The sequence below is a fragment of the Amycolatopsis halotolerans genome (assembly GCF_042647905.1).
Lineage (GTDB): Bacteria > Actinomycetota > Actinomycetes > Mycobacteriales > Pseudonocardiaceae > Amycolatopsis > Amycolatopsis halotolerans.
The window spans coordinates 76790-102721 of record NZ_JBHRWI010000019.1 but is presented as its reverse complement, the minus strand read 5'-3'; the positions used below and the strand labels follow the sequence as shown (position 1 = coordinate 102721).

The window sequence follows — 25932 nt, the reverse complement described above, 5'->3', positions numbered from 1 at the left end:
CGGGTTGGGCTGGAAACGCCAGCAATGAAGCTGGTTCTGCACAACACTGCGCCCCAGTAAGTCCGACCGTCGTCAAGGAAGCCTTGGGTGCAGAGTTCACCGCTCGCAAGGACAACTACAGATCCGCGACCCCGGATGTCTTGTCCGCTGTGGAGAGCCAGCGATGCGAGCGAACAGCTTGATGGAAGCCGGTCAGTGTTGGCGGACCAGATCCAGGGATACCTCCCACAGTCTCCGCGCGGTCGCCTCGTCGCGGGCCCAGCGTTTGACGGCGTGGCTGTTGTCCGCCAAGTCGGCGTCGTCGGGGACTGTCTCGGCTTCGTTGCCGTCGTCCAGGTAATGGCCACCGTTATGGGCGAATTCTGGGGCGGTCGCGGCGACGAGCGTGGTGGCTGCGCCTTGTTCGATCGTCTTGTAGGCGAAGACGCCGGCGGCTTCCAGACGGTCTAGGTGATCCTTCATGTCTTGGGTGAAATCTCGTTGCAGGCCAGTGGAAACTCCGCCTGGGTTGACCGCGTTGGCGACGATTCCGTCGGCCGCCCATCGGCGGGTCGCTTCCACCGCGAACAGCGAGTTGGCCGTTTTCGACTGTCCGTAAGCCAGTTGGGGGTCGTAGGCTCGCTGGGTAAAGTGGATGTCATCGAAGACAACAGATGAGTACATGTGCGCGCCTGAGGTCACTGCGACGATCCGGGCCGCTCCGCGGTCGTTCGCGCCGGCGGTCAGGGCGTCGTGCAGGCCCAGTGCCAGTGCGAAGTGGCCTAGGTGATTGGTCGCGAACTGCAGTTCCCAGCCCAGCGGGGTGCGGCCCAGCGTTGGGCGCATGACGCCGGCGTTGTTGATCAGCAGGTGCAGCGGGCCGTCCCAACTGGCGGTGAAGTGGGCGACGGTGGCGAGGTCGGCCAGTTCCAGGTGCGCGGCGCGGACGGCGTGGTTTCCGGTGGATGCGGCGATGGCGTCGGCTACGTTTTTGCCCGCAGAAGGGTTGCGCACGGCCAGGGTGACGTCGGCGCCGGCTGAGGCGAGCGCGCGGGCTGTTTCTCGGCCTAGGCCGGATGTGGCACCGGTGACGACGGCGCGGATGCCGGTGAGGTCCAGGCCTGCGACCACATCGGCGGCGGTGCTGGTGGCGTTGAAGGCCGTGCGGATCAGGTCTGTGGCGACGTCGGTGTTGGCGGTGGCATTGACGACCGCTGGGTTGAGGCCTGCGCCAACGTCGGCGGCGGCACCGGTGGCATTGCTGGCTCTGTGGATCAGGCCTGCGACGACATCGGCAGCGACGCTGGCCTTGACGGTCGCGTGGATCACGTCTGCGGCGACATCGGTGGTGGCGGCGGCATTGACGGCCGTATGGGTCGGGTCTGTGGCGACGTCGGCGGTGGCGCTGGTGGTCTTGACGGCTGTGTGAATCAAGTCTGCGGTGGCGGCGCTAGCGGCGTTGACGGCCGTGCGGTTGGGGCCTGCGCCGACGTCGGCGGGGGTGCTCGTGGCGGCTAAGGCAGCGTGGATGCGGGAGGGTTGAGGCACCCTTTCGACTATACGGGTTAGACGTGAGTTGTATAGTGTGACTATGGGCAGCGATCGGCGCACGCACGTACTGGACTCGGCGTTGGAGGTTTTCGCGCGCTACGGGTACCGCAAGGCGTCCATGGACGACGTCGCGAAGGCTGCGGACATCTCGCGTCCTGGCTTGTACTTCTACTTCTCGTCCAAGCCGGAGTTGTTCCGCGCGACGGTGCGGCATTCGCTTGACGGCAGCATCTCGGCGGCGCAGAGTGCTCTCGCCGATTTGCGGCGACCGCTGCGGGAGCGGCTGGTTGAGGCGTTCGATCATTGGGCCGGGCGCTACGTCGGGGCGATGGCTGCGGAGATCGGCGTCCTGATCGACTCGAATCCTGAATTGCTCGGCGACCTGCCGGCTGAATATCCGAAGCAGTTCCGGGCGCTTGTTACCGAGGCGATCGGTGGTCGCTCGGCTGCCGACGTGACTGGGACGTTGATCAGCACGGCGATCGGCATCAAGTACGACGCGAAAACCCGCGACGAGTTTCGGGAGCGGATGGCTGTCGCGGTTGATCTTTACTGCGGTCGTTGAAGTTCCGGCCAGTTGGAAAGGGCCGCGACGGCGACTTCCTGCAGCTCTTCCCGGCTCGCGCCGCTGGCTGCTTCTACGGCGATGCCGAACGCGACTGTCATGACGTAGCGAGCGAGCCGGGCCGGGTCGGCGGACGGGGGTAGATCGTGTTCGTCTACGGCTCGCTGGAAGCGTTTCTCCAGGGCTCGACGGGCGGCATTTCGCCATTCGACCAGCAATTCGCGCGCGGGGAGGCCTAGTTCGCCCGCTGCCAGCGAGCCCTGGACGCCTAGGCATCCGGGTGGACAGTCGGGGTCGGTCGTTGCTCGGACGGCGCCGTTGAGGATCGCGGCGGCTACCTTGGCGGCGGTTGGCTCCGCCCAGGCTCGTGGGCCGTAGGAGGCTGGACCCTCGTCGTAAAGGGCTAGAGCCTTGCGGAACAGCTGCTCTTTGTTGCCGAAAGCGGCGTACATGCTGGTTTTCGTGATGCCCATGGCCCCGGTCAGGTCGGCCAGGCTGGCTCCTTCGTAGCCCTGCTCCCAGAACACCAGCATGGCGCGCCGCAGCGCTTCGTCGGCGTCGAAGCTGCGCGGGCGGCCGATGTGCGGCTTGTCCTGAGTGGGCACCGCACCAGTCTAGCCCTTCAGTACCGATCGGTCCGGAAGTGCTACGGTTTCATTCAGTACCGATCGGTACCTAAATAATCGGAGGTCGGCAAATGGGGCAGCTCGAGGGCAAGACGGCGGTCGTCACTGGTGGAAGCAGCGGGATCGGGTTGGCTGCCGCCGAGAGGTTCGCGGCTGAGGGGGCGTACGTCTTCGTCACTGGACGGAATCGGGACGCGCTGGATGCGGCCGTGAAGACCATCGGGGCGGCGACTGCGGTACCGGGGGACATCGCTGACCTGGATGATCTGGATCGGCTTTACGACGCGGTTCGCGCTCGGGGCAAGGGGCTCGACGTCGTGTTCGCCAACGCGGCGGCGGGATCGTTCGCGAGCCTGGAAGAGACGACCGCGGAGCACTTCGACCAGGTCTTTGGCACCAACGTCCGCGGCACGCTATTTACAGTGCAGAAAGCGTTGCCGCTGCTCAACAAAGGTGCGTCGGTGATTCTGAATTCGTCGGTCCGGGCGGATGACGGCCTTGAAGCGTTCGGGACGTATTCGGCGTCCAAGGCCGCGCTTCGGTCCTACGCTCGCACTTGGGCCAACGAGCTGAAGGGGCGCGGTATCCGGGTCAACGTGGTTTCGCCCGGGACCATCGACACGCCGGTGCTCGAGAAGGCGGTCGGCGCGGACAAGGTCGACGAGGCTCGGGCGAGTTTCACGGCGCGAGTTCCGCTCGGGCGGATGGGGACGCCGCGCGAGGTCGCTGACGCTGTGTTGTTCCTCGCCTCCGAGCAGAGCAGCTTCATCCTCGGCGCGAACATTTACGTCGACGGTGGCGAGAAGCAGTTCTGACCAGCAGTAGTGCGGGGACAACGGTGTCCTCGTCTGGCGCTAGGGCTATACGCGGGTATAGCCTGCTGTTCATGCGTATAGTGACGGCGTCATGACCGACCCCGACGACCTGACCGCGCGCGCCCGGATCCGCGACGCGGCGATGCGGCACTTCGGCGAGCATGGCTTCGAGCGCGCCACGATCCGGGGCATCGCCGTGGAAGCGGGCGTGTCCTTGGGGTTGGTACGGCACCACTTCGGGTCTAAACAGGAGCTTCGTGAGGCGTGCGACGCGCACTTGGCAAAGCTCCTCGGCAAGCTCAACGACCAGGTCCCGGCTGATTTGGCCGAGCTGACCGACCCCGAAGCCAGCGTCGCGGCGAATCCGGTTGCGGCGGCGCGAATCGCCGTCGGGCCGTATCGGGATTACCTCGTCCGGGCGCTGGTCGAAGGCGGGGTCGCGCCGTTGTTCGACGCGATGGTTGAGGCTGGCGCGGACCGGCTCGTCGCGGCTGATCGGCGACGGTCGGATCCGCCGACGGTCGAGCCGAAGGTCCGCGCTGCGATCGGTGCGGCGATGGCGTTGTCGATCACCGTGCTGCACCAGCACATTTCCCGCGCGGCCGGCGTCGACATCCTCAGTCCGGCTGGCGACAACCTCCTCGCCCGCGCGTTGATCGACATCCACTCGCATCCCCAGCTCAGCCTCGACGAAGCGCAGGCTGCCCTCGATCGCCTGCCCGCGGAAGGAAACTGACATGCCGCACGCGACGATTCCCCGCATCCCGCCGCTCGAACTCGACGAGATGGATCCCGAACAGCAAAAGCTGGCGAAACTCGGCGCGGACACCGTGATCCAGGTTCTCGCCCGCGCGCCGGAGGTGATGGAGGCGTCCGGGAAATTGGGCGCTTTCCTGCTGAGCCAAGGGAAACTGCATCCGCGGATCCGTGAGCTGGCGATCCTCCGCGTCGCGCTCCGGTGCGACGCGCCGTACGAATGGGCCAATCACGCGCCTGCCGCGCTCGGTGGTGGCGCGACCGAAGCCGAGATCAAGGCGCTTTCCGACCCGGACGCCAGCTGGTCGCCCGAGGATGACGCGGTGCTGCGTGCCGTGGACGAACTGTGCGCGAATGTCTTTGTGTCCGAAGAAACCTGGACGGCTCTCGCCGCGACCCGCGACCATGCCGAGATCATCGAGATCCTGTTCCTCGTCGGCTATTACCGGATGATGGCGGGGTTCCTGAATTCCGCGGGCGTTCCGGTGAAGCCCGGACAACCCGCGCTCGGCGAGCCTCCGGTTCCGGTGGCCCGCCCGGCGCAGGTTTCCCGGACCGCCAGCGGGAAAACCGGTCCGGACGGCACCTGGAAGGTCACGTTCGTTCACCCGGCCGGGAGCAAAGACCTGCTTCTCGACCTCGCGGCCGACGGCGCCGCGGTGTCCGGTTCCATTTTCGACTCCCAGCTGAACGTCACGGTCCCCATCGTGTCCGGAACGGTCGACGGCCGGGAAATCGCCTTCACCGCGCTGGTGACTGATCCGGTGCGCTTCGAGGTGAGCGTGACCGGCACAGTCGACGGGGACGTCTTCACCGGTTCCGTCACGATTTCCGGCGGCGGCACCTTCCCGCTGTCCGGAGTCCGGGAGGTCAGTCCCAGTAATTGAACAGAGCTTCACCGACGGTCGCCGGTTTCCAGTACGCGATGTCGGACCGGGTGAGGTGCGGCCAGTCTTCGGCCTTGAAGGAACGTTCGAGGTCGGCTGGCGCGAGCACCCGGAACTGCTCCGTTTCCGCTAGCACGGCGGCCAGTTCCGGCTCGTCGACGAACTCCAGCGGACCCCATTCCCGGGACGGCGCGAAGTCGGGCGAGCGGGGCCGGGCGAGCGCGAGCACCGGCGCGTCGTTGGCGGCGACGACCGAGACCGTGCGGTCGGGGTACTCGACGACGGCTTGCCAGAAGTTCGGCGTGACGTCCGGGACGCGGAATTCGGCGAGGGTTCCGCCGGTACGACGGGCGAAGCCGTAACAGAGACGGCGAACCTCGCGAACATCGACCACCGCCGCATTCTACGCGAGCCGGTCCCCCACCAGTGGCCGCGGAATTGCGGCGGGCGAGGACGGATGGTCTTCTTGGCTCAAGATCGAAAGGTGAGCCCGCCATGCCGTACGCGTACACATTCGACCAGATCCGCGACCGGCCGGTCACCGTCTTCGGCGCCGGGACGCTGGGCAGGCGCATCGCGCTGATGTTCGCCTCGCGCGGCGGAACCGTGCGGATCAGCGACCCGAGCGCCGAACAGGTCGCGGCGGCGGCGGAATACGTGGCGGAGGCGTTGCCCGTCCTGCTCGAAAAGCGCGGCAGCGGCGAGATCGGCCAGGTCGAGGACGCCGCGTCGATCGAGGACGCCCTGCGAGACGCGTGGCTCGTCGTCGAGGCGGTGCCGGAGCGGCTGGACATCAAAATCCCGCTGTGGGGCCAAATCGACGAGGCCGCGCCCGCCGACACCATCTTCGCCACGAACTCGTCGTCGTACCCGTCGCGGATGATGGCCGAGAAAGTGCGCGACAAATCGCGGCTGTGCAACATCCACTTCTACATGCCGCCGACGGCGAACGCGGTCGACCTCATGTCCGACGGCGAAACCGGCCGGACCGTGCTCGACACGCTGCTCGGGGTGTTGCCGGAATTCGGCATTCATCCGTTCGAGGCGCGAAAGGAAAGCGTCGGGTTCATTTTCAACCGCGTGTGGGCGGCGATCAAACGGGAATCGCTCGCCGTCGTCGCGGAGGGCGTCGCCCGGCCCGAGGACGTGGACGGGATGTTCAAGATCAACTGGCATCTGCCGTACGGGCCGTTCCAGATGATGGACCAGGTCGGCCTGGACGTGGTGCTGGACATCGAAAACCATTACGCCGACGAGAATCCGCACCTGCCCGCCGGGCCGCGGGACCTGCTGCGCACGTACGTCGAGGCGGGCAAGCTCGGGATCAAGACCGGCGAGGGGTTCTACTCGTACGGCTGAATCGCGGCGGCCCGGAGAGCGGAATCCGGGCCGCCTCGCCGGTTCACGGCAGCGAAGCCGCGACCTCTTCCAGCGCGTCCATCGACTCCTGCATCCCGCCTTCCATGCCGGATTCCAGAATGGTGTCGCGGAGTTCCTTGGTGTGCGTTTCGGTCAGCATGGTCACCGTGGTGCGGTCGCCCGATTCGGCGAACGTCACGGTGACCACGGGGGCCTCCACGTCCAAGGCTCCCGGGGTTTCGTAGACCTCGGTGTGGACCAGGCGCTCCTCGGGAACTATCTCGCGATATTCGCCGTGGAAGGCGACCTCGAAGTTGCCGTTCGCGATCAGCACATAGCGCCACTGGCCGCCGACCCGCAGGTCGATGTCCACGGACGTCACAGTGCCTCGTTTGCCCGCCCACCAGCGTTTCACCAGGTCCGGCGTGGTCCAGGCACGGTAGACGTGCCGCCGCGGGGCGGCGAAATCCCGGGTGATCAGGATCTGGTCGTCAGCGGGCAGGGTCACCTTCGCCGTGCCGGTCGTCGTGTCGGTCATGATCGTCCTCCTCGGTCGAGCCCATTTCTTCCAGCACGGCGTCCAGCGACTCGAACCGTTCCTCCCAGGAACGTTCGTAGCGACGCACCCAGTCGTGGATCGGTTTGAGCGCGCGGGCGTTCAGCCGGTAAAGGCGCTGCCTGCCCTCGTCTCGCACCTCGACCGCGCCGACCTCGCGCAGTACTCGCAGATGCTTCGACACCTGCGGCTGCCCCAGGCCCAGCACGCGGACGAGGTCGTTCACCGGACGTTCGCCGTCGGCGAGGACGTCCAGGATCTCCCGGCGCCGCGGTTCGGCGACGGCGTTGAAGACGTCCGCGGTGGTCGCTGCCCGTGCCATGCGGACAATCATATGCCGATATGGGTATGCGTCAAGAGGCAGGCCAGGCGCGGACGTGGAACCGCTCCCCTTGCGGGCCGAAAAGGGCCAGGACCTCGCAGGGCTCGGCGCCCGCGTTGCCGAACCAGTGCGGAACGTGCGTGTCGAATTCGGCGACCTCGCCCGGCCGGAGAACTACGTCGTGCTCGCCGAGCATCAGGCGCAACTGTCCGGACAGGACGTACATCCACTCGTACCCCTCGTGGACCCGCTGGTCCGGAGGTTCGGGGAGGCGCTCCGGCGGCAGGATCATCTTGTAGGCGCGCACGCCGCCCGGCCGCCGGGTGAGCGGCAGGTAGGTGCGGCCGTGCCGGACGAACGGTTTCGGGTGCAGGCGCGGATCGCCGGTCGGCGGCGCGCCGACCAGCTCGTCGAGCGGGACCTGGTAGGCGCGGGCCAGGGCGAGCAGCAGCTCCAGGGTCGGTTTGCGCTGGCCGGCTTCGAGCCGCGACAGCGTGCTCACCGAGATCCCGGTCGTCTCCGCGAGGCCGGTCAGCGTCGCGTTGCGCTGCTTGCGCAGGGCGCGCAGCCTCGGGCCGACCGCGTGCAGGACGTCGCCGAGGTCCTGGTCGTCTTCGCTCATGCCGTTCAATTTGCCACTTCGGCAAAGAACTTTGTCAAGTCGGCGCATTCTCCGGATAGTCCGGGGCAAGGGGACTACAGGAGGATCCAGTGGACGAGAAGTACGACGTGGTGGTGGTCGGCGGCGGTGCGGCCGGGCTCAGCGGGGCGGTGGCGCTCGCGCGGTCGCGGCGGTCGGTGCTGGTCGTGGATTCCGGCGAGCCGCGCAACGCGCCGGCCGGGCACGTGCACAACTACCTTGGCCGCGAAAGCACGCCGCCTGCCGAGTTGCTCTCGATCGGCCGCGCGGAGCTGGCCGGGTACGGCGGCGAGGTGCTCGCGCAGACGGTGACGTCGATCGCCAACGGGGACAACGGGTTCGAGATCTCGCTGGCCGACGGGCGGCGCACGCACGCGCGGCGGGTGCTGGTCGCGACCGGTCTCGTCGACGAGCTTCCCGAGGTCGCCGGGCTGGCGGAACGGTGGGGCCGGGACGTGCTGCACTGCCCGTACTGCCACGGCTGGGAAGCACGCGACCGGGCGATCGGCGTGCTGTCGACCGGTCCGATGACCGTGCACCAGGCGTTGATGTGGCGGCAGCTGACCGACGACGTCGTCGTTTTCCGGCACACGCACGGGGATTTCGAGGAGGCTCCGCTGCTGGCGCGCGGGATCCGGATCGTGGACGGGGTGGTCGCCGCGGTCGAGGCCGAGGACGACCAGCTGACCGGGGTGCGGCTCGAATCGGGCGAGGTCGTGACGCGCGAGGCGCTGGCCGTCGCGGCGCCGGCCAGGACGCGGGCGGACTTTCTCGCGCCGCTCGGGATCGAGCCGGAACCGGTGGAGTTCAACGGTTTCGTGATCGGCACGAAGGTCCCCGCGGACGCGGCGGGACGGACGTCCGTTCCCGGCTTGTGGGTGGCGGGGAACGTCGCGGACATGCGGGCGCAGGTCGTGGTTTCGGCTGCGGCTGGGTTGATGGCCGGTGCGGCGATCAACGGCGATTTGGTCGAGGAGGAAGCCGCGGAAGCCGTGCGGCAGCGGGAAATGCCGTTCTCGCACGAGATGGAGCGGGAGGTCGCGCGGACCAACGAGCATCCGCCGTTCGACCGCCATTCCTGGGAGGAGCGGTACCGCTCGCGGGACGAGATGTGGAGCGGGCGGCCGAACGACCAGCTCGTGACCGAGGCTTCCGGGCTGGAACCGGGCCACGCGCTGGACGCGGGCTGCGGCGAGGGCGGCGACGCGATCTGGCTCGCGCAGCAGGGCTGGCGGGTGACGGCGGTCGACTTCTCCACGACGGCCGTCGAACGCGGGCGCGCGCAGGCGGCGAAACTCGGCGTGGGCGAGCGGATCACGTGGGTCGCCGCCGATGTGGGCGAGTGGATGCCGGAGTCGAAGTTCGACCTGGTGACGACGCATTTCCTGCACATCCCGTCGGCGGCCAGGACGGTGGCGTTCGCACGGCTCGCGGACGCGGTGGCTCCGGGCGGGACGTTGCTGGTGGTGGGGCATGACCCCGCCGACGTCCACGCCGGGCGGCCGCACATGCCGGACATGATGTTCACGGCCCAGGAAGTGGCGGAGACGTTGGACCAGTCTTGGGCTTCGGTGGCCGCAGAGGCGCGGGAGCGGGCCGCGGTCGGGGCCGAGACGGTGGTTCGGGACACGGTGCTGGTGGCTCGGAAGCGGTGACCAAGCGGCGGCTCCGGTCCGGTCAGTCAGGGGGCGGCCGGACCGGAGCCGTCGGGACGGGCGGTGCGAGGCGGGGCTGATTGACCCGAAAGAAGCGCGTGGATTTCGGCGGAACGGGGCGTGCGAAGAAGCTCCGACGCGCTTTCGGTCCCGCTCGCATCCGGCCGGGCTGGGGAAGTTCGGCACGCGGACTTTGGTGGCACGCCGGGCACTGCGCCGGACCATCAGGCGTGGTGCACGGATTCCACGGTGTACAGGTGCGGTTCGCACTCGGCCAGCGCCAAGGCCGCGGACATGTGCTCCTGGCATTCCGGGTCGGCGAACATCGCCTGGAGGGCCTCGGCGCTCGTCCACTGCGCGTAATTCACGACGCGCGTGCCGTCGGTGCTCGCGTGGATGTTCGCGGACACGTAGCCAGGGCGGTGGCCGATGACCTCTTCCGTCGCCGTCGTCAGGACCTTGACCAGGGCCTGCTGCTTCTCCGGGGCGACGGTGAAGACGTTGATCAAGGTGGCGACGTCGGCGTCGGTGCTGATGGTCGTGGGGGTCACGGGTCCTCCTCCGGAATGACAGGTTCCTGACAAGGGGCCATTATGTGTAAGGTTCCTGTCATGAGTCAAGAGGCGACGCGACGGCCGGGGTATCTCGTGAAGCGGGTGCAGCAGGCGTTCCGGCAGGCGTCCGACGAACTGTTGCGGCCGATCGGGTTGTCGATGGCGCAATACGCGGTGCTGGCGGCGCTGGCGGAGAGCCCGGGGGCCTCGTCGGCCGAGTTGGCGCGGCAGTGTTTCGTGACGCGGCAGTCGTTGCGGGACGTGCTGACCGGATTGAAGACGGCCGAGCTGGTCGCGGTCGCCGAGGAAGCGTCGACGGGGCGGGCACGGCCGGTGCGGCTCACCGTGACCGGCGAGGCTCGACTGAAAGAAACGCATCGGGTGGTCGACGACATCGAGGAGCGGATGCTGGCCGGAATGCCGGAATCCGAGCGGCGACGGCTGGCTGAGCTGTTGAGCATCTGCGCGGAGAATTTGACGCCCTGAGGACCGATGAGTTTTCGCCGCTCCCCCGGTCTACCTCGTATCGAACGAACGAGGAGGAGCCATGGGCAAGGTGTTATGGCACGTCGCGATGTCGCTGGACGGGTTCGTCGCCGCGGACGGGCATGCGATGGACTGGATGTCGGGGGTGCACATCACGCCGGGCGTGCACGAGGAATCCATCGCGCGGATCGGGGCGATTTTGGGCGGGCGGCGCGGGTTTGACGCGCTGGCGGCAACAGCGCCGGGGAAGGTCGCCAAGCAGCCGTACGGCGGGGCGTGGAGCGGGCCGGTTTTCGTGCTTACCCATCATCCCGAGGACGCGCAGGCAGAGGACGGGGTGACGTTTCTCGACTGCGACGTCCGGGAGGCGGTCGAGATCGGGCTCGCGGCGGCGGGCGGGAAAGATCTTGAGCTGCACAGCCAAGATATCGCGCGACAGTGCGTTGAGCTGGGGCTTGTCGACGAGTTCTTCGTGCACCTGATGCCGGTGATGCTCGGGTCCGGGGTGCGGCTGTTCGACAATCCGGGCGGGAAACCGGTTCGGTGGGACCGGGTGCACGACGGGGATCCCGCGCTCGCGATCGACCTGCGGTTCCGGCCCGCCCCGCGACACTGAATCCCGTTCAGCGGGACGGATCGGCATACTAATGGCCCATGGCCTCCGCGGGATTATTGGTCTATACCTTTTGGACAGGGGTTTTCCACCCCTCGGTCCTCACCGTGGAGGTTCCACCCATGCGTCTGTCCTCCCCCCGGAAACTGGCGGCCGCGCTCGGCGGGCTGCTGGCCGTAGCCGGACTCGCGGTGCCGCAGAGCACCGCGGCCGCGGCGAGCGACTCGTCGATCGCGCTCGCGCCCTATGTGGACATGGGCGCGTGGCCGTCGCCCGTGTTGTCGTCGATGTCCGAGCAGAGCGGCATCAAGAGTTTCACGCTTGGCTTTGTCACCGGAGCCGCGTGCAAGGCCAGCTGGTTCGCTGCTTACGATCCCCGGCAGGGGTGGCAGTCCGACGAAATCGCGAAGATTCGCGCGGCTGGCGGAGATGTCAAAGTCTCCTTCGGCGGCGCGTCCGGCGTCGAGCTCGCGCAGGCGTGCGGCGACGTCAATTCTCTCGTCGGCGAGTACGAGGCGGTGATCAAAGCCTACGACCTCAAATACATCGACGTCGACATCGAGGGCGCGGCGGTCGCCGACCCCGGTTCGATCAAACTTCGTTCCGAAGCACTGAAAAAGGTGCAGGACGACAATCCCGGGCTCAAGATTTCGCTGACGCTGCCGGTGCTTCCGACCGGGCTCACGGCGGACGGGCTGAACGTCGTGACCTCGGCGCACGACGCGGGTGTCACTCTCGACCTGGTGAACGTCATGGCGATGGACTACTACCAGGGGGCCGGCGACCAAGGGGCCAAGGCGATCCAGGCGGCGCAATCCACGCAGGGGCAACTGAAAACGGCGCTCGGACTGTCCGATGCGGACGCTTGGCAGAAGGTCGGGCTGACCCCGATGCTGGGCGTCAACGATTCGCAGAACGAGATCTTCTACCAGAAGGACGCCAGCGCGGTGGTCAGCTTCGCGCAGAGTGTCCACATGGGAATGCTGTCGTTCTGGGAACTCGGCCGGGACGCGAACGCGTGCACCGGCGCGCTGTACCGGTGCACCAACATTTCCCAGCAGCCGTACGAATTCTCGAGGATCTTCGCCGGGTACTCCGGCTGACGAAAACGGAGCAGCCCGGGCCCGGCGCGGGACCCGGGCTGACTCCGGCACGAAAGATCAGGGCAGGTAGTACATCGGGTTCGGCAGCTTCACCGGGTGGTCGGCGTAGCCGCCTTCGAGGTCGCTGAACTGGTCGCCGAGGTTGAGCACGATGTGCGCGCCGGTCGACTGGATGTGCGCGCGGGTGCCCGACTTGTACTGCACGGTGTTGCAGTTCAGCCCGCACGGCAGGTAGTCCGGCGCGGTGGTCTTCGGCTTGAAGTACGCGCCGGTCGGCGTCGGGTAGCCCTCGTTCGCGAGGTTCTTGAGCGACTGCGGGCCCTGCTTGTCGTTGCGGCCGGTCAGGAAATAGACCTGAACGCCGCGTTCGGCGGCCCACTTCGTCAGCTCCAGCACCGGCTTGTTGGCCTCGAAGGTGCCGTCGTCGATGGCTTTCTGCTGCTTCACCGGGTCGAAGCCGAAGTCGTTGTCGGCTTCCCAGCCGTAGGTGATCTCGGACGTGTCGTCCACGTCGAGCACGATCGCCGGGTTCTTCACCTTCCCCAGCTTCTGCTGCAGGTACCGCTTCGCGTCGGCGACCACGCGCTTGGTGTCAGTGACGAACCGGCTGGTTTCGGAGTAGTGGTGCTTGCCGGACGCGTCGAGCCAGTCGCCGTAGTACGCCTTGACGTCGTTCTTCACCTGGCCGATGTTGGCCGGCTCCCGGCCGTGCGCGGCGGTGACTTCGTCCGACCCGGCCAGTGCGGTCGCGCCTCCTGCGACGGTAGCGCCGACGGCCGCGGCGGCAGCGAGTTTGACGAGAGCGGGAAAACGAGACACAGCGACCCTCCAGTGATTATTCGCCAACCCGCAGAACTTACGCCGCGTCAACCGGCTTGAAAACCCTCCGTTGGGATGCGTTCGGCCCGGCACACGAACGCCACCGGTGACCGGCCGATTCTCGTGAGCACCACAGTGGACTCTTCGTGACCACGCGGTTTCAGCTTGCGACGCAAGGCGTCCGGGTCCACGTCGAGACCGCGGACGAGGATTTCCAGCCGTCCGACATCGAGCTTCTTCAACGCCTGACCGAGCGTTTTTTCCCGATAAGGCAACTGTTCCAGCACTCGGAAGGCACGCACGCCCGGCGGTGGCGTGTCGCCGGTGAGGTAGGCGATGCGTTCGTCCAGCTGCCACAACCCATGCCGCGCCGCGTAATGCCGCACGAGTCCGGCGCGGACGACTGCGCCGTCGGGATCCACCAGCCACTCCCCCGCCGCCAGAACGGGAATGTCGTCCGGTTCCGCGTCGGTGAGAGTCCACTGTGCACCATCCGAGCGCAACACTGTCGCTCGGCGCGTGACACCCGACGAAAGCCCTCGCCACAGACAGGCCTCGCGGACTTGACCGTCAAGGGACACGAGTTCCACCTCGTCCGCCCAGGGTGCGATGGAGAAATCCATGCCGGGCGCGCATTTCACCGACAGGACCCGGCCGGGATAGGCGGCCACGAGTTCGTCGAGCGGCGGCAGGAAGTCAGCTGGACGCCACACCCGGCGACCGGCAGAGTCGCGGCGGGCGGGATCGGCGACCACGGCGGTGTCCCGGGAAACCGGCTGCAAGGCATCGGCCCGCGCGACGAGCGGCGACACCTCGGCGACGGAAGCGTTGTGCCTAGCCATTTCCAGCCGCACCGGGTCCACATCGGACCCCATCGCGACCGAAGCGACCCGAGACAGTTCGACCAGGTCCGCGCCTACCGAGCAGGTGACGTCATGCACGGCGAGACCAGCAAGCCGGGAAGCGCGATGCCGAGCCACCGGAGTAGCACTCGCCTGCTGCAAAGCGTCGGCAGTGAACAACCACTCGGCAGAAGAAGCCAGTTTCAGAACCGATTTACGCCGCAGCGCAACGGTTTCCAGCACCGGAGAGGCGTGCTCCCCGACCAGGCGGCGAGCCGTAGTGACGTCCGCGATCCGCGAAGCGTCCAAAGTGGAGCACTCGGCGAGCGCCGCCCGTCCCGCGGCGGAGCGCAGGAAGGCGACGTCGTCGAGCGTGAAACTGTAGGGCAATTCAGGACGGCCGCTTGGTCCCGGTGATCATCACGTTGTAGAACAGCTCGCGCGGCAGCACCTTCGACAGCAGCTTCTTGTCCAAAGCGGACAGTCGCAGCCACAGGCGGTAGGCGAACAGCCGCCAGCGCACGGTGAGCTTCTCCTGCGGCACCGCGGCCTCGAAGGTGCGGATCGGCCAGCCGGCCAGCGCCGCCGAGAACTCCTCGGTGACCGCGCGGACGTCCTGCGCACCGGCACCGCGCGCCATCGACTCCAGCTCCGACGGGTCGAAGGTGTGGATGTCGACCACGGCCTCGAGCGCCGCCGCCCGCGAGGACTCGTCCAATTCGGACTGCGGACGCCGCCAGCCGCTCAGCGCGGGCAGCTTGGTGATGTTCGTGGTGAGGTACCAGGTGAACTGGCCGAGCCGGCGCGCGTAGCGGTCGCCGATTTTCGTCGGCTCGCCGGCGAACACGAACCGCCCGCCCGGCTTGAGCACGCGCAGCACCTCGCCGAACGCCTGGCGCACGTCCGGGATGTGGTGCAGCACCGCGTGCCCGACCACGAGGTCGAACGTGTTGTCGTCGTAGGGGATCCGCTCCGCGTCGGCGACCCGGCCGTCGACGTCGAGCCCGAGGCCCTCGGCGTTGCGCAGCGCGACCTGCACCATGCCCGGCGACAGGTCGGTGACCGAACCCTTCTTCGCGACGCCGCCCTGCATCAGGTTCAGCAGGAAGAAGCCGGTGCCGCTGCCCAGTTCCATCGCGTGCTGGTAGGGCTGGCCGTCGTCGCCCGCGACCGCGTTGAACACGTCAGTGGCGTAGGAGATGCAGCGCTCGTCGTAGGAAATGGACCACTTCTCGTCGTACGTCCCGGCTTCCCAGTCGTGGTAGAGGACGTTCGCGAGCTTCGGGTCGGCGTAGGCCGCCTTGACCTCGTCTTCGGTGGCGTGCGGATTCGGCGCCGGGTCGGACACGGAAGTCACTTCCCCTCGAAACTGGCTTTGCCGGGGCCGTTGTCGATGAACGACTGCATGCCGTTTTTCTGGTCCTCGGTCGCCCACAGCGCGGTGAACAGCTGCGTCTCGATCTTCAGGCCGGTGGCCAGGTCCACGTCGAGACCGGAGTCGATCGCCGCCTTGGCCGCGCGCAGCGCCATCGCCGGGCCGTTCGCGAACTGCGAGGCCCACTTGTGCGCGGCGGCGTACACGTCGTCCGGGGCCACGACCTCGTCGACGATGCCCAGCTTGAGCGCCTCTTCGGCCTTCACGAACCGGCCGGTGAAGATGAGGTCCTTGGCCTTGCTCGGGCCGATCAGCCGGGTCAGCCGCTGCGTGCCGCCCGCGCCGGGGATGATGCCGAGCTGGATCTCCGGCTGGCCGACCTTCACGTTGTCGCCCGCGACGCGCCAGTCCGCGGTCAGCGCCAGTTCGAGGCCGCCGCCGAGGGCGTAGCCGGTGATCGCGCAGACGACCGGCTTCGGGATGTTCGCGACCCGGGCGAGCGACGCGGTCAGCTCGGCGCCGAATTTCGCGATCTCCGGGTACGTGCGGGAGGCCATCTCCTTGATGTCCGCGCCGCCGGCGAAGGTCTTCTCGCCGCCGTAGAGGATCACCGCGCGCACGTCGTCGCGGTCGGACGCCTCGCGCGCGGCCTCGGCGAGCTCGGCCTGCACCTGGTTGTTCAGCGCGTTGACCGGCGGCCGGTCCAGCCGGATCGTGCCGACCCCGCCCTCGACTTCCAGGGTTACGAACTCTCCCACGGGATTCCTCCTCGTTGACGAACTGACAGCAGGCTACCGGCCGGTAAGGACAAGCTACCTGCGGCGGGCGAAGAACCGCTCGCCCGAGCGCTCCAGCACCAGGTCCTGGTCGAACGTCTTGGACAGGTTCTCGCCGGTGATCACGTCGTCCACCAGCCCGGACACCACCGCGCGGCCCTCGCGCAGCAGCAGGGCGTGGGTGAAGCCGGGCGGGATCTCCTCGACGTGGTGGGTGACCAGCACCATCGCCGGCGCGTCCGGGTCCATCGCGAGCACCGACAGCCGGGCCACGAGGTCCTCGCGGCCGCCGAGGTCGAGGCCCGCGGCGGGCTCGTCGAGCAGCAGCAGCTCCGGGTCGGTCATCAGCGACCGGGCGATCAGCACGCGCTTGCGCTCGCCCTCGCTCAGCGTGCCGAAGGTGCGCTCGGCCAGGTGCGCGATGCCGAGCGTGCCGAGCAGTTCGGTCGCCCGGTCGAGGTCCATCCGGTCGTACTGCTCGCGCCAGCGGCCCATCACCGCGTACCCGGCGCTGACCACGACGTCGGCGACGCGCTCGTCGCCGGGCACGCGCTGGGCGATCGCGGCGGAGGTGAAGCCGATGCGCGGGCGCAGGTCGAAGATGTTCACCTTGCCGATGCGGTCGCCGAGCAGGTCGACCGTGCCGGACGTGGGGTGCAGTTCGGCGGCGGCCAGGCGCAGCAGGGTGGTCTTGCCGGCCCCGTTGGGCCCGAGCACCACCCATCGCTCGTCCAGCTCCACCGCCCAGTCGAGGGCCGCGAGGAGGTCGTTTCCGGTACGGCGGACGCCGACACCGGACATCCGCACGACGAGGTCGTCAGGATCGCTGGGCAGGATCGGCTCGCTCACGAGCCCCATTGTGGCGGTCCCCCGGGCGCGGGCGCGCACCCGCCCGGGGGTAACGGCGCATCTTCACGTCCGTGAGGGGAACCCTGAGGGACTCAGAGTCCCTCAGGGTTCCCCTCACGGACGTCAAAGGCGGCGCGGCGGGGTGTCCAGCGGATGGGACGGGGGGCCGTGATCGCGAGGCTGTGGCAGCATCCACGCCATGTTCGTCTCCGCGCGCCCCGTGTTCTGGCGCCGTCGCGCGATCGACCTTCTCCTGGTGGCCTCCAGCGGGTGTAGCCGGGCGCGGCACGCACGCTGATCCTCGTCGGCGTGCCGCGTCGCCTCGCGTCCGGCACCATCCGAGCTAGTTCCAGGAGCCTCCGTTGACCACGTCCATTGTCCGTCCGGAAGTCGAAATCCACCCCCAGCTGGCCGATCCGCTGCTGCCCGAACTGCTGCACCCGTCGCGGCTGCTGTGGACGCCGCGCGAGCTGGCCGACCTGACCCGCACGGTCACCACCGAACTGACCACCAGCCTGCGCGACGTCCTGCGCTTCGACGAGGACCAGCGCTGGTGGGCGCGCCTCGCGCTCACCGACGGCGTCGAGCTGTGGCTGCTGTCGTGGCTGCCCGGGCAGCACACGAAGCCGCACGACCACGGCGGCGCGTCGGGTTCGTTCACCGTGCTGCAGGGCGAACTCGGCGAGGAGTACCGCTACCCCGGCGGCCCGGTGCGCCGCCGCACGCACACCGCCGGGCAGGGCATCGGCTTCGGCGCCGGGCGCGCGCACCAGGTGCTCGGCGTCGGCAGCGAACCTGCGGCCAGCGTGCACGCCTACTCGCCGCCGCTGGTGCCGACCCGCGAATACACGAGCCTCGCGGACGTGCCGAACGAGATCCCGCCGCTGCCTGCCATTGTGCGGTCATGACCGCTATCGAAGGTTTTCTCGCCGGCGCCCGGTCCTCGCTGGACCGGGCGGACCCGGCGCGCGCCGCCGACCTGCAGGCCGACGGCGCGCTGATCGTCGACATCCGGCCGTACGCCAACCGGCTCGCCGAGGGCGAGATCCCCGGGTCGGTGGTGGTCGAGCGGATCCACCTGGAGTGGCGCCTCGCCCCGGACAGCGAGTGGCGGCTGCCGGGGGTTTCGGCGGAGACCGTCGCGGTGGTGGTGTGCAACGAGGGGTACGCGTCGAGCCTGGCGGCGGCGGATCTGCAGCGGCTGGGGCTGGCGAAGGCTACGGATTTGGCGGGCGGGTTCCGGGCTTGGGCGGCGGCTGGGTTGCCGGTGCGGGAGGGCGGATCGCCCGCGGTTCCGTAAGCCGGGAGCGCCCCAATGTGGCGTTGGGTGCGTCCCACGCAACCAATGCCACATTGGGTGCGTCGCATGCACCCAATGTGGCATTGGGGCGCCCGCGTCAGGCGAGCACGACGCGCGCCAGCTCCGCCGGGCTGGCCAGCAGCGGGTGCTTCGGCAGCACTCGCACCGTGTAGCCGACCGAGCCCGCGCGCGGCAGGCGCAGGGTCGCGGCGAACGCGCCGATCCCGTCCGGCGTCATCGGGACCTGCACCGAATCCGCGAGTTCGTCCCCGTCGCCGACCTGGCCCACCACGGCTTGGATGTCCACTTCGGACGGTTCGAGCCCGGCCAGGTCGATCCGGGCGCGGATGGTGACCTCGGCGCCCACCACGAGCCGTCCGGTGTGGTCGTACTGGAGTTCGGCGTCGAAGATCCGCACGCGCGGCCACGCGACTTCCAGTTTGGTCCGGTAGTCAGCCAGCGAAAGCGCGCCCTGGTGGCCGTTGTCGGTGGCGGCGGCGACCATCCGCGACGCGGGCAGGTAGCCGGAGTCCACGTACTCGCGCACCATCCGCGACGCCTGCACGCGCGGGCCCAGCGTTTCCAGGGTGTGCCAGACCATCGCGAGCCAGCCGGTCGGCACGTCGTCCGCGCCGGTGTCGTAGTAGAGCGGAGCGATCTGCTGGCCCAGCAGGTCGTACAGCGCGGCGGCTTCGAGGTCGTCGCGGCGGAGCGGGTCGGTGACGCCGTCCGCGGTGGGGATGGCCCAGCCGTTGGAGCCGTCGTAGCACTCGTCCCACCAGCCGTCCTTGATGGACAGGTTCAGGCCGCCGTTGAGCGCCGACTTCATCCCGGACGTGCCGCACGCCTCCAGCGTCCGCACCGGGTTGTTCAGCCACACGTCGCAGCCGCGGTAGAGGTAGCGGGCCATCGACATGTCGTAGTCCGGCAGGAACACGATGCGGTGGCGCACGGCGGGATCGTCGACGAACCGCACGATCTGCTGGATCAGCTGTTTGCCGTTCTCGTCGGCGGGATGCGATTTGCCGCCGATCACGATCTGGATCGGCCGCTTCTCGTCCAGCAGCAGCGCGCGCAGCCGGTCCGGGTCGCGCAGCATCAGCGTGAGCCGTTTGTACGTCGGGACGCGGCGGGCGAAGCCGACGGTCAGCACGTCCGGGTCGAAGACGCGGTCCGTCCAGCCGAGTTCCAGCGCTGACGCGCCGCGCTGCATCCACGCCGCCCGCACCCGCCGCCGGACCTCGCCGACGAGCTTTCCCCGCAGTTCCCGGCGCAGTTCCCACAGCTGCTGATCGCTGACGCCGTCGCGCAGCGAACTGTCCGGCGTGCGGCCTTCGTGGCCGAACTCCTCGTGGTTGCCGCCGAGCAGCGCGCTCAGCTCGCGCGCCACCCAGGTCGGCCCGTGCACGCCGTTGGTGATGGACGCGATCGGCACCTCGGCGTCGTCGAAACCGGGCCACAGCCGGGAAAACATCCGGCGCGTGACGCGGCCGTGCAGCTCGGAGACGCCATTCGCGCGTTGCGCCAGACGCAGTCCCATGTGCGCCATGTTGAACAGGCCCGGGTTGTCCTCCGCGCCGAGTTGCAGCACGCGGCGCACGTCGACATCCGGGACGAGCCTGCCGTCGGAGAAGTAGCGCTGCACCAGATCGACCGGGAAGCGGTCGATGCCCGCGCTGACCGGCGTGTGCGTGGTGAACACGGTCCCGGCGCGGACCGCGGGCAGCGCCTCGTCGAAGGCGAGCCCGTCGGACTGGATGATCTCGCGGGCCCGCTCCAGCCCGAGGAATCCGGCGTGGCCCTCGTTGGTGTGGAACACCTTCGGCTGCGGATGCCCGGTCAGCTCGCAGAACTTCCGCACCGCGCGGAACCCGCCGATGCCGGCCAGGATCTCCTGGCGGATCCGGTGGTCGGCGTCGCCGCCGTACAGCCGGTCGGTGACCGAGCGCAGGTCCTCGTCGTTGGCCTCGATGTCGGTGTCGAGCAGCAGCAGCGGGATCCGGCCGACACGGGCCCGCCACATCTGCGCGCGCAGGTCGCGCCCGCCCGGCATGGCGACCTCGACGAGCACCGGGCGGCCGTCCTCGGTGACCAGCTCCAGCGGGAACGCGTTCGGGTCGATCACCGGGTAGTGCTCGACCTGCCAGCCGTCGAGCGACAGGCCCTGACGGAAGTAGCCGGACCGGTAGAGCAGGCCGACGCCGACCATCGGCACGCCGAGGTCCGAGGCCGCCTTGAGGTGGTCGCCGGCGAGCACGCCGAGGCCGCCGGAGTAGTTCGGCAGCGCCTCGGTGACCCCGAACTCCATCGAGAAGTACGCGACCGCCCGCGGCAGGCCGTCGTCGCTGCGCCGCTGGTACCAGCGCGGTTCGGTGAGGTAGCGCTCCAGCCCGGCCGCGGCCTCGCGGGTGCGGCTGAGGAAGTCCTCGTCCTTCGCCAGCTCCTCGAGCCGCTCCGGCGGCAGCGCGGTGAGCATGCGCAGCGGGTCGCGGATCTTGTTGAACAGCTCGGCGTCCATCGAGGCGAACAGGTCGCGCGTCGGCGGATGCCAGGTCCAGCGAAGGTTGGTCGCGAGGGCCCCGAGCCCGGCGAGCGGCTCGGGCAGGCTGGCGCGGACGGTGAACCGGCGGACTGCACGCATGGTCAGCGACGATATCCGGCCCGCTCCGCTCGCGCTCGCACCCCACTTCGGGGATTGTCCGCGCGTTGCGCCATCCGGGTCAGTAATGTCCGGGTTCGTTGTCGGACGCGGAAGTGGAACGAGGGAACATGAGCCGAGGGGGACGCCGGTACGCGCTGGTCGCGCTGGTTGCGGCGACCGTGCTGGGGACGGCCGCGTGCGGGACCAAGACTCCTCCGGCGACGCCGGGTGCCGGGAACGTCGCCGGGCTGCCGGTCACGCATTTCGAGAGCGGGCTGCGCGCGGACGCGCCGCGGCCGGATCTTCCCGTAAAGAACGCCAGCGGCGGCGAGGACGACCAGCTCGCCACCGCCGCGATCGCGGACGTGCAGGCCTACTGGAGCGAAGCGCTGCCCGCGGAGTTCGGCGGCAAGCGGTTCGAGCCGGTCAAATCGCTGCTGTCGTACGACTCGAAGCGCGACACCCAGAACACCGCGTGCGGCAGCGTCAAGCAGCTGGTGAACGCGTTCTACTGCGCGGGCGACGATTCGGTGGCGTGGGACCGCGGCGTGCTGCTGCCGATGCTGCGCAAGCGGTTCGGGCCGATGTCCGTGGTGACCGTGCTGGCGCACGAGTTCGGCCACGCGATCCAGTACCGGCTCGGGGCCGCGGCGGGGATTTCGAAGTCGACGCCGACGGTCGTGAAGGAGCAGCAGGCGGACTGTTTCGCCGGCGGGTACTTCCGGTGGGTCGCGGAGGACAAGAGCAAGTTCTACCGGGTGTCGACCGCGGAGGGGCTGGACCAGATCCTGGCGGCGATGTTCTTCATTCGCGACCAGGCCGGGACGAGTGCGACTGATCGGCAGGCGCACGGCACAGCGTTCGACCGGACGTATGCGTTCCAGGCCGGGTTCGAGAAGGGGCCGAAGGAATGCGCGGGGATGAACGCGCAGAACGTGCAGAAGCGGTTGACTGAGCGGCCGTTCGATTCCGGGGACCGGGGGAAGGGCGACGCTCGGTTCAGCGAGAAGACGGTGACGGATTTGAAGGCCAGCCTCGACGAGGCGTTCAAGGGGGCCGGGGTGCAGGGGCCTCGGTTCACCGCGGGTTCCGGCAGCTGCTCCGGCGGGCCCAGCACTCCGCCCGCGTCTTACTGCCCGAACGACAACACGGTGAATTTCGATCAGCGGGCGCTGGAGAAGCTGGCCGAGCCGGTGGATCAGGAGGCCGAGATGGCCGGCCGGGCCGGCGGCGGGCTTGGCGACTTCGCGGCCTTCGCCGAACTGGCGTCGCGGTATGCGGTGGGGGTGCAGAAGGGCGTGGGGGCGTCGATCGACACGCCCAATGCCGGGTTGCGGACCGCGTGCCTGGTGGGGGCTTGGGCGGCGTTCTCGAACAATCCGACGGGCGGGGTGCAGCTGAAGTTGTCGTCCGGGGATCTGGACGAGGCGATCGCGGATCTGCTCCGGCCGGACGGGCTGGTGTCGGCGAACGTGAACGGGGAGCGGCCGGACAGCGGGTTCGACCGGGTCGAGGCACTGCGGCGCGGGTACCTCGAGGGGTCGTCTTCCTGCTCCAAGCAATACGCCTGAGCTTCTGCGCTTGAAGGATGGTTGCGGGTCGTGAGGGGAACCCTGAGGGAATCAGAGTCCCTGAAGGTGGCCCTCACGGACGTTTCGCGGGCGAGAACGGGCGTGGGGGCCGGGCGCGCGGGTGGCTGAAAAGCCGTGAAGGGCTCCTTGAGGGAATCTGATTCCCTCAAGGAGCCCTTCACGGACTTGAAGCAGGGGCTCAGAACAGCGCGCTCGCCAGGTCGCGGCGAGCCTTCGCCACGCGCTCGTCGGCCGGGTCGAAAAGCTCGAACAGGGCGACCAGGTGTTCGCGGACGCGGTTGCGGTCGTCCCCGGCGGTGCGGCGGACGGCGTCGACCAAGCGGCGGAACGCGCCTTCGACGTCCTGCTCGGCGATGTCCAGGTCGGCGGCCGCGAGCTGGGCGTCGATGTCCTTCGGGTCGGCTTCGGCCTTCTCGCGGGCGCTCGGGTCGGCGGCTTCGGCGCGGGCGGTGAACTTGACCTGCGCGAGGGCGTTCTTCGCCAGCTCGTTGGCCGGTTCGGCGTCCAGGATGCGCTCGTACGCGGCCTGCGCGGCGGCGTAGTCGCCCTGTTCGAAGGCGTCTTCGGCCTCGGTGAAGCGCGGGTCTTCCGGCTCCTCGACCGGGCCGCCGCGGGCCTCTTCGGCGGCGCGGATGCCGGGGAGACGGTCGCGCAGGGCGTCGAGCAGGGAGCTCAGCCACTTGCGGATCTCCGGCTCCGGCAGCGCGCCGGAGAAGGCGTCCACGGGCTGGCCGCCGGCGATCGCGACCACGGTCGGGACCGACTGCGCGCCGAACGCCTGCGCGATGCGCGGGTTGGCCTCCACGTCGACCTTCGCGAGCACCCAGGAGCCGCCGCTCTCGCCCGCCAGGCGTTCCAGCACGGCGGTCAGCTGCTGGCACTGCTCGGAGAACCCGGCCCACAGGTCGACGACCACGAGCTGGTTGAGCGAGAGTTCGACGACGGATTGGAAGGTCGCCTCGGTGACTTCGAGCACCGCGTCCGACGACGGGGCCGGAGCGCCGTCCGGCTGCCCCGCGCCCGAAGGCGGCTGGTTCCGGGTCGCTTCCGCCCTTGCCTTGAGCGCGGACAGGTCGACCGCGCCGGACAACGCGGCGGACATGGCCGCTGAGTTCGCTGCAGATCCGCGTGGGTGTGTCACGCCCTCCATCCTGGCACGCCTCGCCGCGAGAGTTCAGCGGCAGTCCCGAGGTTCGCTTTTGGCATGCGCGCGCCCCTGAGGCATGCTCTCCGCGAGGACAACAGGGAGGCCGAGAATGCTGAGCCGGCGCAACGTCACGGTGGCCGCCGCCGTCGTGGTCGCGGTGGCGTGGATCGCCAGCATCACGGTGACCGTCGCGCACCAGGACCCGCCCGGTGCGGCGTCCCCGCCGGAGCTGCGCACGGAGCTCGCCGCCGCGCTGAGCGGGCGGGACGCGGACGCGCTCGCCGGGCTCTTCGACGTCCCCGGTTCGGGCGGGGACGACCTCGCCAAGGACTACGTCGGCGTCCTCAAGGACGGCAACGCGCGCGACATCTCCGTGCGGCTCTCGCCGGACGAGCACTCCCCCACCGCGGCCGTCGTGCACGGGAAGACCGGGGCGGGCGAGCAGTTCAGCTACCGGCTCGCGGTGACCAGCGCCAAGGGACGCTGGACGGTCGCGTTCACGCCGCCGATTCCGTAACCGCGGCTCAGTCCTCGCGCAGGTGCGCTTCGACCCGCTCGACCTTCGCGGCGAGCTGCCCGGAGTAGCCGGGGCGGATGTCGGCCTTCAGCACCAGCCCGACGCGCGCCGAGCCCTCGCCCGCGGCTTCCACCGCCTTCTTCACCACCGCCATGACCTCGTCCCACTCCCCCTCGATCTCAGTGAACATGGAGCTGGTCGAGTTCGGCAGCCCCGATTCGCGCACCACCTTCACCGCGCGCGAGACGGCCTCGCTGACTCCGCCGTCCGGTTCTCCCGCCGAGGGGCTCACGCTGAACGCGACGATCATGTGGCTTTCCTTTCCCTGTTCTCGCAGGGCGACCCCCACGACCGGGGTACCCGCTGGTAGCTTCGGTTGCCATGAACCGTCCGCTGCCGTTCGATCCGATCGCCCGTGCCGCGCAGCTGTGGGAAGACCGGATCGGCCCGGCCGGAACCATGGCCGCGGTCACCGGTGTGATGCGGGTGCAGCAGATCATCCAGTCGGCGGTCGACGGCGCTCTCAAGCCGCACGGCCTCACCTTCGCCCGCTACGAGGCGCTCGTGCTGCTCACCTTCTCCCGCAACGCGCGGCTGCCGATGCGGGTGATGGGCGAACGGCTGCAGCTGCATCCCACCAGCGTCACCAACATAGTGGACCGGCTCGAGCGCGACGGGCTCGTGAAGCGCGTGCCGCATCCCACCGACCGGCGCACCACGCTCGTCGAGATCACCGACGACGGCCGCGCGCTGCGGGAAACCGCCACCGCCGCAGTCACCGGCATCGATTTCGGGCTCACCGGGCTCACCGAGCGGCAGGTGGAGCAGCTGACCGAACTGCTCACCAAGGTCCGCAAGTCCGCGGGCGATTTCACCGCGTAAACGCACGAAGGGCCCGCGCTGCTCGCACGGGCCCTTCGGGAAAAGCGGAAGATCAGGCGTTCACCGGCTCCGCGGCGCGCACGAAGAGGCCGACGCCGCCGTGCGTGAGCCGCTGCGGGCCGTCGAGCTTGCCGTTGCGCAGCGCCCACTTCTCGAACAGCCAGGTGAACAGCGGCGGGATGCTCGCGAGCAGCGCCAGCACCAGGGTCTTGCCCCGCCAGCCCAGCGGCTTCGCCACGGACAGGGAGACGATCACGTACAGGGCGAAGACGACGCCGTGCACCATGCCGAGGACGGGCACGCCGCCCTCGTTAGAGGCGCCGACGACGTACTTGAGAAACATCCCGATCAGCAAGCCGAGCCAGGACAGAGCCTCGGCGACTGCGGCCACGCGGAACACGATAGCGGCCTTGCTGGACACGACATCCTCCTGTGCGTCACCTCGTGCGTGCTGACTGCACACACAAAAAACACGTCCGACGGACTGTCCAAGGCGGACGGAAACCGCCTGGCGTCAACAGCACTGTCGAACGGGTATGAGACCAGTGTGAGGCGTGACCCGCTTCACCGGAACACCGGGGCCCGTGACTCTGGTCACGAGCGATCCCCGTAAAGGTCTGAACCAATTCCGGACGACGGGCGGAAACGGGCGGGAAATGCCCGGTTAACGGGAAAGACCGCCTCCGGATCCCAAGATCCGGGAGGCGGTCTTCACCGACTGTCCC

The 25932-nt window shown here is 68.9% G+C and carries 30 protein-coding genes; 14 read left to right on the top strand and 16 right to left on the bottom strand.

From position 1 onward, the window contains the following. Positions 1–192 precede the first annotated feature (192 nt). Positions 193–1527 (bottom strand): SDR family NAD(P)-dependent oxidoreductase, encoded by a 1335-nt coding sequence (locus ACFORO_RS14550; RefSeq protein WP_377875013.1) that lies wholly within the window; start codon positions 1525–1527, stop codon positions 193–195. Between the two features lie 43 nt (positions 1528–1570). Between ACFORO_RS14550 and ACFORO_RS14545 the strand changes: the two genes are divergently transcribed. Further along, positions 1571–2095, top strand: coding sequence for a TetR/AcrR family transcriptional regulator (locus ACFORO_RS14545; protein WP_377875015.1), 525 nt, complete (start codon positions 1571–1573; stop codon positions 2093–2095). On the opposite strand, the gene ACFORO_RS14540 is transcribed toward ACFORO_RS14545, so the two are convergent. Continuing rightward, positions 2080–2700 carry a TetR/AcrR family transcriptional regulator gene (locus ACFORO_RS14540; protein WP_377875017.1) on the bottom strand — a complete coding sequence of 207 codons (621 nt, stop codon included), beginning with the start codon at positions 2698–2700 and terminating at the stop codon, positions 2080–2082. The genes ACFORO_RS14545 and ACFORO_RS14540 overlap by 16 nt on opposite strands. Before the next feature lie 92 nt (positions 2701–2792). Here ACFORO_RS14540 and ACFORO_RS14535 point away from each other — a divergent pair, with 92 nt between their 5' ends. The 3 genes from ACFORO_RS14535 to ACFORO_RS14525 all read left to right on the top strand — a co-directional run bounded on the left by ACFORO_RS14535 (position 2793) and on the right by ACFORO_RS14525 (position 5179). Next, the gene (locus tag ACFORO_RS14535) at positions 2793–3536 is read left to right on the top strand and encodes an SDR family oxidoreductase (RefSeq protein ID WP_377875019.1); all 744 of its coding nucleotides are present in this window, start codon (positions 2793–2795) and stop codon (positions 3534–3536) included. Between the two features lie 91 nt (positions 3537–3627). Beyond that, positions 3628–4272: a TetR/AcrR family transcriptional regulator gene (locus tag ACFORO_RS14530; protein ID WP_377875021.1), complete on the top strand. Its 645-nt coding sequence runs from the start codon at positions 3628–3630 to the stop codon at positions 4270–4272. Between the two features lies 1 nt (position 4273). After that, complete coding sequence (locus tag ACFORO_RS14525; protein ID WP_377875023.1) at positions 4274–5179, top strand: carboxymuconolactone decarboxylase family protein; 906 nt, start codon at positions 4274–4276, stop codon at positions 5177–5179. Here the strand turns inward: ACFORO_RS14525 and ACFORO_RS14520 are convergent. Then, the gene (locus tag ACFORO_RS14520; protein WP_377875025.1) at positions 5163–5573 is read right to left on the bottom strand and encodes a hypothetical protein; all 411 of its coding nucleotides are present in this window, start codon (positions 5571–5573) and stop codon (positions 5163–5165) included. The genes ACFORO_RS14525 and ACFORO_RS14520 overlap by 17 nt on opposite strands. A gap of 101 nt (positions 5574–5674) precedes the next feature. On the opposite strand from ACFORO_RS14520, the gene ACFORO_RS14515 reads away from it, so the two are divergent. After that, a complete protein-coding gene (locus ACFORO_RS14515) occupies positions 5675–6538 on the top strand; it encodes a 3-hydroxyacyl-CoA dehydrogenase family protein (protein WP_354739135.1) in 864 nt (287 codons plus the stop codon). A 43-nt stretch (positions 6539–6581) separates the two neighbouring features. Here ACFORO_RS14515 and ACFORO_RS14510 read toward each other — a convergent pair whose 3' ends face one another. The 3 genes from ACFORO_RS14510 to ACFORO_RS14500 are packed head-to-tail and all read right to left on the bottom strand — an operon-like array spanning position 6582 to position 8038. Further along, complete coding sequence (locus ACFORO_RS14510) at positions 6582–7076, bottom strand: SRPBCC family protein (RefSeq protein ID WP_377875028.1); 495 nt, start codon at positions 7074–7076, stop codon at positions 6582–6584. Further along, on the bottom strand, positions 7030–7416 hold the full coding sequence (locus ACFORO_RS14505; RefSeq protein WP_377875030.1) for an ArsR/SmtB family transcription factor: 387 nt from the start codon (positions 7414–7416) through the stop codon (positions 7030–7032). Before ACFORO_RS14505 ends, ACFORO_RS14510 begins: the two co-directional genes overlap by 47 nt. Positions 7417–7447: 31 nt before the next feature. Beyond that, complete coding sequence (locus tag ACFORO_RS14500; protein ID WP_377875032.1) at positions 7448–8038, bottom strand: helix-turn-helix domain-containing protein; 591 nt, start codon at positions 8036–8038, stop codon at positions 7448–7450. An 89-nt stretch (positions 8039–8127) separates the two neighbouring features. Here ACFORO_RS14500 and ACFORO_RS14495 point away from each other — a divergent pair, with 89 nt between their 5' ends. Further along, positions 8128–9711 (top strand): FAD-dependent oxidoreductase, encoded by a 1584-nt coding sequence (locus ACFORO_RS14495; RefSeq protein ID WP_377896567.1) that lies wholly within the window; start codon positions 8128–8130, stop codon positions 9709–9711. A 224-nt stretch (positions 9712–9935) separates the two neighbouring features. Here ACFORO_RS14495 and ACFORO_RS14490 read toward each other — a convergent pair whose 3' ends face one another. After that, the gene (locus ACFORO_RS14490; RefSeq protein ID WP_377875036.1) at positions 9936–10262 is read right to left on the bottom strand and encodes a putative quinol monooxygenase; all 327 of its coding nucleotides are present in this window, start codon (positions 10260–10262) and stop codon (positions 9936–9938) included. Positions 10263–10322: 60 nt separating this feature from the next. Between ACFORO_RS14490 and ACFORO_RS14485 the strand changes: the two genes are divergently transcribed. The 3 genes from ACFORO_RS14485 (at position 10323) to ACFORO_RS14475 (ending at position 12467) form a co-directional block, all read left to right on the top strand. Next, positions 10323–10751 carry a MarR family winged helix-turn-helix transcriptional regulator gene (locus ACFORO_RS14485; protein WP_377875038.1) on the top strand — a complete coding sequence of 143 codons (429 nt, stop codon included), beginning with the start codon at positions 10323–10325 and terminating at the stop codon, positions 10749–10751. 61 nt (positions 10752–10812) lie between these two features. Beyond that, a complete protein-coding gene (locus ACFORO_RS14480) occupies positions 10813–11367 on the top strand; it encodes a dihydrofolate reductase family protein (RefSeq protein ID WP_377875040.1) in 555 nt (184 codons plus the stop codon). Between the two features lie 119 nt (positions 11368–11486). Further along, positions 11487–12467 carry a chitinase gene (locus ACFORO_RS14475; RefSeq protein WP_377875042.1) on the top strand — a complete coding sequence of 327 codons (981 nt, stop codon included), beginning with the start codon at positions 11487–11489 and terminating at the stop codon, positions 12465–12467. 57 nt (positions 12468–12524) lie between these two features. Here the strand turns inward: ACFORO_RS14475 and ACFORO_RS14470 are convergent, their stop codons facing one another. From ACFORO_RS14470 to ACFORO_RS14450, 5 genes are read right to left on the bottom strand one after another with little or no spacing between them, the layout of a single operon-like run. Further along, positions 12525–13286 (bottom strand): HAD family acid phosphatase, encoded by a 762-nt coding sequence (locus ACFORO_RS14470; protein WP_377875044.1) that lies wholly within the window; start codon positions 13284–13286, stop codon positions 12525–12527. 47 nt (positions 13287–13333) lie between these two features. Further along, positions 13334–14518 carry a class I SAM-dependent methyltransferase gene (locus ACFORO_RS14465; protein ID WP_377875046.1) on the bottom strand — a complete coding sequence of 395 codons (1185 nt, stop codon included), beginning with the start codon at positions 14516–14518 and terminating at the stop codon, positions 13334–13336. 1 nt (position 14519) lies between these two features. After that, on the bottom strand, positions 14520–15485 hold the full coding sequence (locus ACFORO_RS14460) for a class I SAM-dependent methyltransferase (protein ID WP_377875048.1): 966 nt from the start codon (positions 15483–15485) through the stop codon (positions 14520–14522). Further along, the gene (locus ACFORO_RS14455; protein ID WP_354739111.1) at positions 15482–16261 is read right to left on the bottom strand and encodes an enoyl-CoA hydratase/isomerase family protein; all 780 of its coding nucleotides are present in this window, start codon (positions 16259–16261) and stop codon (positions 15482–15484) included. Before ACFORO_RS14455 ends, ACFORO_RS14460 begins: the two co-directional genes overlap by 4 nt. Positions 16262–16315: 54 nt before the next feature. Further along, positions 16316–17137: an ABC transporter ATP-binding protein gene (locus tag ACFORO_RS14450; RefSeq protein WP_377875052.1), complete on the bottom strand. Its 822-nt coding sequence runs from the start codon at positions 17135–17137 to the stop codon at positions 16316–16318. Positions 17138–17490: 353 nt separating this feature from the next. Here ACFORO_RS14450 and ACFORO_RS14445 point away from each other — a divergent pair, with 353 nt between their 5' ends. Next, positions 17491–18036, top strand: coding sequence for a cysteine dioxygenase (locus tag ACFORO_RS14445; protein WP_354739107.1), 546 nt, complete (start codon positions 17491–17493; stop codon positions 18034–18036). Further along, positions 18033–18428 (top strand): rhodanese-like domain-containing protein, encoded by a 396-nt coding sequence (locus ACFORO_RS14440; RefSeq protein ID WP_377896565.1) that lies wholly within the window; start codon positions 18033–18035, stop codon positions 18426–18428. Before ACFORO_RS14445 ends, ACFORO_RS14440 begins: the two co-directional genes overlap by 4 nt. A 97-nt stretch (positions 18429–18525) precedes the next feature. Here ACFORO_RS14440 and glgP read toward each other — a convergent pair whose 3' ends face one another. Next, complete coding sequence (glgP, locus tag ACFORO_RS14435) at positions 18526–21069, bottom strand: alpha-glucan family phosphorylase (RefSeq protein WP_377875056.1); 2544 nt, start codon at positions 21067–21069, stop codon at positions 18526–18528. Positions 21070–21197: 128 nt separating this feature from the next. On the opposite strand from glgP, the gene ACFORO_RS14430 reads away from it, so the two are divergent. Beyond that, positions 21198–22640 (top strand): neutral zinc metallopeptidase, encoded by a 1443-nt coding sequence (locus tag ACFORO_RS14430; RefSeq protein WP_377875058.1) that lies wholly within the window; start codon positions 21198–21200, stop codon positions 22638–22640. Between the two features lie 199 nt (positions 22641–22839). Here ACFORO_RS14430 and ACFORO_RS14425 read toward each other — a convergent pair whose 3' ends face one another. Further along, positions 22840–23763 (bottom strand): tetratricopeptide repeat protein, encoded by a 924-nt coding sequence (locus ACFORO_RS14425; RefSeq protein WP_354739091.1) that lies wholly within the window; start codon positions 23761–23763, stop codon positions 22840–22842. Positions 23764–23917: 154 nt separating this feature from the next. On the opposite strand from ACFORO_RS14425, the gene ACFORO_RS14420 reads away from it, so the two are divergent. Continuing rightward, positions 23918–24325 (top strand): hypothetical protein, encoded by a 408-nt coding sequence (locus ACFORO_RS14420; RefSeq protein ID WP_377875060.1) that lies wholly within the window; start codon positions 23918–23920, stop codon positions 24323–24325. Positions 24326–24332: 7 nt separating this feature from the next. Here ACFORO_RS14420 and ACFORO_RS14415 read toward each other — a convergent pair whose 3' ends face one another. Then, positions 24333–24635, bottom strand: a complete 303-nt coding sequence (locus ACFORO_RS14415) for a thiamine-binding protein (RefSeq protein WP_344269774.1) — start codon at positions 24633–24635, stop codon at positions 24333–24335. Positions 24636–24706: 71 nt separating this feature from the next. On the opposite strand from ACFORO_RS14415, the gene ACFORO_RS14410 reads away from it, so the two are divergent. Next, positions 24707–25207, top strand: coding sequence for a MarR family winged helix-turn-helix transcriptional regulator (locus ACFORO_RS14410; protein ID WP_344269771.1), 501 nt, complete (start codon positions 24707–24709; stop codon positions 25205–25207). A 52-nt stretch (positions 25208–25259) separates the two neighbouring features. On the opposite strand, the gene ACFORO_RS14405 is transcribed toward ACFORO_RS14410, so the two are convergent. Further along, complete coding sequence (locus tag ACFORO_RS14405; protein WP_354739083.1) at positions 25260–25628, bottom strand: DUF3817 domain-containing protein; 369 nt, start codon at positions 25626–25628, stop codon at positions 25260–25262. Positions 25629–25932 lie beyond the last annotated feature (304 nt).

Coding starts and splice junctions, on each gene's coding strand:
- ACFORO_RS14545 (WP_377875015.1), top strand. CDS start 1,571: ATGGGCAGCGATCGGCGCACGCACGTACTGGACTCGGCGTTGGAGGTT.
- ACFORO_RS14535 (WP_377875019.1), top strand. CDS start 2,793: ATGGGGCAGCTCGAGGGCAAGACGGCGGTCGTCACTGGTGGAAGCAGC.
- ACFORO_RS14530 (WP_377875021.1), top strand. CDS start 3,628: ATGACCGACCCCGACGACCTGACCGCGCGCGCCCGGATCCGCGACGCG.
- ACFORO_RS14525 (WP_377875023.1), top strand. CDS start 4,274: ATGCCGCACGCGACGATTCCCCGCATCCCGCCGCTCGAACTCGACGAG.
- ACFORO_RS14515 (WP_354739135.1), top strand. CDS start 5,675: ATGCCGTACGCGTACACATTCGACCAGATCCGCGACCGGCCGGTCACC.
- ACFORO_RS14510 (WP_377875028.1), bottom strand. CDS start 7,076: ATGACCGACACGACGACCGGCACGGCGAAGGTGACCCTGCCCGCTGAC.
- ACFORO_RS14505 (WP_377875030.1), bottom strand. CDS start 7,416: ATGGCACGGGCAGCGACCACCGCGGACGTCTTCAACGCCGTCGCCGAA.
- ACFORO_RS14500 (WP_377875032.1), bottom strand. CDS start 8,038: ATGAGCGAAGACGACCAGGACCTCGGCGACGTCCTGCACGCGGTCGGC.
- ACFORO_RS14485 (WP_377875038.1), top strand. CDS start 10,323: ATGAGTCAAGAGGCGACGCGACGGCCGGGGTATCTCGTGAAGCGGGTG.
- ACFORO_RS14480 (WP_377875040.1), top strand. CDS start 10,813: ATGGGCAAGGTGTTATGGCACGTCGCGATGTCGCTGGACGGGTTCGTC.
- ACFORO_RS14475 (WP_377875042.1), top strand. CDS start 11,487: ATGCGTCTGTCCTCCCCCCGGAAACTGGCGGCCGCGCTCGGCGGGCTG.
- ACFORO_RS14450 (WP_377875052.1), bottom strand. CDS start 17,137: ATGGGGCTCGTGAGCGAGCCGATCCTGCCCAGCGATCCTGACGACCTC.
- ACFORO_RS14440 (WP_377896565.1), top strand. CDS start 18,033: ATGACCGCTATCGAAGGTTTTCTCGCCGGCGCCCGGTCCTCGCTGGAC.
- glgP (WP_377875056.1), bottom strand. CDS start 21,069: ATGCGTGCAGTCCGCCGGTTCACCGTCCGCGCCAGCCTGCCCGAGCCG.
- ACFORO_RS14430 (WP_377875058.1), top strand. CDS start 21,198: ATGAGCCGAGGGGGACGCCGGTACGCGCTGGTCGCGCTGGTTGCGGCG.
- ACFORO_RS14425 (WP_354739091.1), bottom strand. CDS start 23,763: ATGTCCGCCGCGTTGTCCGGCGCGGTCGACCTGTCCGCGCTCAAGGCA.
- ACFORO_RS14420 (WP_377875060.1), top strand. CDS start 23,918: ATGCTGAGCCGGCGCAACGTCACGGTGGCCGCCGCCGTCGTGGTCGCG.
- ACFORO_RS14415 (WP_344269774.1), bottom strand. CDS start 24,635: ATGATCGTCGCGTTCAGCGTGAGCCCCTCGGCGGGAGAACCGGACGGC.
- ACFORO_RS14410 (WP_344269771.1), top strand. CDS start 24,707: ATGAACCGTCCGCTGCCGTTCGATCCGATCGCCCGTGCCGCGCAGCTG.